This is a genomic window from Plesiomonas sp. (assembly GCF_051650925.1).
In the GTDB taxonomy this organism is placed as follows: domain Bacteria; phylum Pseudomonadota; class Gammaproteobacteria; order Enterobacterales; family CAMTGL01; genus Plesiomonas.
The window spans coordinates 1-3,544 of record NZ_JBOFRH010000101.1 but is presented as its reverse complement, the minus strand read 5'-3'; the positions used below and the strand labels follow the sequence as shown (position 1 = coordinate 3,544).

5 protein-coding genes are annotated in these 3,544 nt (G+C 51.0%); all 5 read right to left on the bottom strand.

From position 1 onward, the window contains the following. On the bottom strand, positions 1-281 hold a 281-nt coding region (locus ACRC27_RS02240), incomplete at its 3' end, for an aminotransferase class I/II-fold pyridoxal phosphate-dependent enzyme (protein ID WP_438639091.1). A gap of 5 nt (positions 282-286) precedes the next feature. Beyond that, positions 287-997, bottom strand: coding sequence for a dTDP-4-amino-4,6-dideoxy-D-galactose acyltransferase (gene rffC, locus ACRC27_RS02235; protein ID WP_438639090.1), 711 nt, complete (start codon positions 995-997; stop codon positions 287-289). Continuing rightward, positions 975-1,856, bottom strand: coding sequence for a glucose-1-phosphate thymidylyltransferase RfbA (gene rfbA, locus ACRC27_RS02230; protein WP_438622730.1), 882 nt, complete (start codon positions 1,854-1,856; stop codon positions 975-977). Before rfbA ends, rffC begins: the two co-directional genes overlap by 23 nt. Before the next feature lie 3 nt (positions 1,857-1,859). Further along, positions 1,860-2,927, bottom strand: coding sequence for a dTDP-glucose 4,6-dehydratase (rffG, locus tag ACRC27_RS02225; RefSeq protein WP_438639089.1), 1,068 nt, complete (start codon positions 2,925-2,927; stop codon positions 1,860-1,862). After that, positions 2,924-3,544 (bottom strand): UDP binding domain-containing protein (locus tag ACRC27_RS02220; protein ID WP_438639088.1); only part of this gene is annotated, 621 nt, incomplete at its 5' end. The genes ACRC27_RS02220 and rffG, both read right to left, overlap by 4 nt.

Below are 3,544 nucleotides of genomic sequence, written 5' to 3'. Positions count from 1 at the left end.
GTAGCGCCACGCAGTACAAACGCATTTGCAGTAGAGACAAACGTGAAGCTTGGCATAATCACTTCATCGCCCGGCTGGATATCCAGCAAAATCGCGGCCATTTCCAGTGATGCAGTGCAAGAGGGGGTCAGTAACACTTTGGCACTGCCAAAATGCTGCTCCATCCACTGCTGACAACGGCGGGTAAATGCGCCATCACCACACAGTTTTCCGCTGCCCATTGCAGCTTGCATATACTCCAATTCCGTGCCGACAACCGGCGGGGCATTAAACGGGATCATGGTTATCACCTGTAAAACCAGTAGGCAGTGTCCACGATGGTGGCACCGCTGCGAATATAAAGACGTAAAGCAGCCAAATTGCCAACTTGTGTTGCGATGCGCAAAGTGTGTATTCCGCGCGCCAAACACCAGTGTTGTGCTGCCAACATCAACTGCTGACCAACGCCACGCCCACTGCAAGTAGGCATAGCGGCTAAAAGACCAATCCGAGCCTGCTGTTGGCCCAGATCGCGTAAAGTCACAAACCCTTCGATCACACCCTGCTGCTCTATCACTAAACAGGCATGATCAAAACTACCGCGTACACCATTTTCTACCCAACGGGCATAAAAACGGCCGCTGTCCTCTGGCTGATACCAAGGCGTACGAAAACGGCTGAGTGCAAAAGCGGCTCGTGCCCCCTCTTGTAAAGCCGGAATATCAGCCTCACCTGCCAGCCGGTAGCATGCAGCGGCTGATGCAGAATCAGCCAACGTAATAGCAGGCACAGGCATGGCTAAATCAACCTCACCTTCCACCAGCCGAAACCCGAGATCAGCAAGCTTATCAGCCAGATCCAGTCGATCAGCGGGGATCTTTGCCTGCGTCACCGCGTAAGCATGCAGAGCATCAGCGCAAAGCGCAGTCGCCTGTTCAGAGAACTGCAACTTGGCACTGGGTAAGTCGAAAAATGCCGACTCCCAGTCCAGAAACTCAATATTGGCGTGGACGGACATGAAGCAGTGTCTGCAAATACTGACCGTAACCGGTCTTGCTTAATTGTTGTGCGGTACGGGCAACTTGTTCATCCGTCATCCACCCGTTACGCCAAGCGATCTCTTCTAAACACGCCACTTTAAAGCCCTGACGCTTCTCAACCGTTTGTACGAAGGTGCTCGCTTCAATCAGGCTATCGTGCGTACCTGTATCTAGCCAGGCAAAACCGCGCCCTAACAGCTCAACTTTTAACTCGCCTTGTTGCAGATACATATCGTTCAAGCTGGTGATCTCAAGCTCACCACGGGCAGAAGGTTTTACCTGCTTGGCCATTTCGACCACTCGGTTATCATAGAAATATAAGCCCGTCACCGCCCAGTTCGACTTAGGCTTCAACGGCTTCTCTTCCACCGAGAGCGCATTGAAGTTGTCATCAAACTCCACTACGCCAAAGCGTTCAGGATCCATCACCTGATAACCAAATACGGTTGCCCCGTTCGGACGGGCAGCCACGGCTTTGAGCTTATCGCTGAAGTACTGGCCAAAAAAGATGTTATCGCCCAAAACTAAACATACGCTGTCATCACCGATAAACTCTTCGCCAATGATAAACGCCTGCGCCAGACCGTCAGGGCTCGGCTGTACGGCATAGCTCAGTTCAATACCAAAATCCTCACCGTTACCCAGCAAACGCTCAAAGGCAGGCAAATCATCTGGCGTTGAAATAATCAAAATTTCGCGAATACCTGCCAGCATCAATACTGACAGTGGATAGTAGATCATCGGTTTATCATAAACCGGCAACATCTGCTTAGAGACACCACGGGTAATCGGGTACAAACGCGTACCTGAGCCGCCCGCCAGAATAATTCCTTTCATCGGTTACTCCCCTAAGCCCAAACGCTCACCGGCATACGAGCCGTCGAGTACCCGCTGCCACCAATCGGTGTTTGCCAGATACCACTGCACGGTTTTACGCATGCCACTTTCAAACGTCTCTTTCGGTAACCAGCCCAATTCATCCGCAATCTTGCTAGCATCAATCGCATAGCGCAGATCGTGCCCTGGGCGATCGGCCACGTAGGTGATCAGATCGGTATATTTTTCAACACCAGCAGGCTTTTCTGGTACAAGCTCTTCTAGCAAGGCACACAAGGTGTGTACCACATCAATATTTTTGCGCTCATTATGGCCGCCAATATTGTAGGTTTCACCGATCTCGCCTTGTGTTGCAACCAGCACCAGTGCGCGGGCATGATCTTCAACATACAGCCAATCACGCACCTGATTTCCCTGTCCATACACTGGCAAAGGTTTAGCGGCCAGCGCATTCAAAATCATTAAAGGGATCAGTTTTTCAGGGAAATGGTACGGCCCGTAGTTGTTTGAGCAGTTGGTGATAAGCGTTGGTAAACCATAGGTACGCAGCCATGCGCGTACGAGATGATCGCTCGAGGCTTTTGAAGCCGAATACGGGCTGCTTGGTGCATACGGGGTCGTTTCGGTGAACAGATCATCGGTACCGTGCAGATCGCCATAGACCTCATCGGTTGAGATATGGTGAAAACGAAACGCGGCTTTATTGGCAGGCTCAAGCGTGTTCCAGTAACTTCTGGCCGCTTCGAGCATGTTATATGTGCCGATAATGTTGGTTTCAATAAAGGCCGCAGGGCCATCAATCGAACGATCAACATGGCTTTCTGCTGCAAGATGCATCACCACATCCGGCTGATAGGTAGTAAATACCCGATCAAGCTCACTGCGCTGGCAAATATCGACCTGTTCAAAGGTATAACGAGAGCTATCCGCCACCAGAGCCAGTGATTCAAGATTTCCGGCATAGGTCAGTTTATCCAGATTGACGACCTGATAGTCGGTATCTTGAATAATGTGACGCACTACGGCAGAACCAATAAAACCGGCACCGCCAGTCACTAAAATTGTTTTCACCGCCAAACTCCTTTGGTATCAACCACCCAAGACTGTGCCACAGAATCAGCGGCAACAGCTTTAAACTGACGGTGATCAACCAGCAGTACCAGCACATCGGCATCAGCCAGAGCCTGTTCAGTACTGATAAGCTCTACCTGACCTTGTAGCTTTTTCGGCAAAGTTTCAACATTCGGCTCTACGGCCAACACTCGGCCACTGTGCCACTGTGCAATCAATTGGGTTATCTCAACTGCTGGGCTTTCGCGCAGATCATCAATATCGGGCTTAAATGCCAATCCCAGACAGGCGATACTGATATCTTGTGCCCGCTTACCGGTCGCATTCAGGCATTCAGCCACCGCCAGCTTGGTTTTTTCGACTACCCAATGCGGTTTGCCATCATTCACTTCACGGGCCGCACGGATTAAACGCGCCTCTTGCGGGTTTTGCGCCACAATAAACCACGGGTCAACAGCAATACAGTGGCCGCCAACACCGGGGCCTGGCTGCAAAATATTGACGCGCGGATGGCGATTCGCCAAGCGGATCAGTTCCCACACGTTAATGTCTTGTTTATCACAGATAACCGACAGCTCATTGGCAAAGGCAATGTTTACATCACGGAAGCTGTTTTC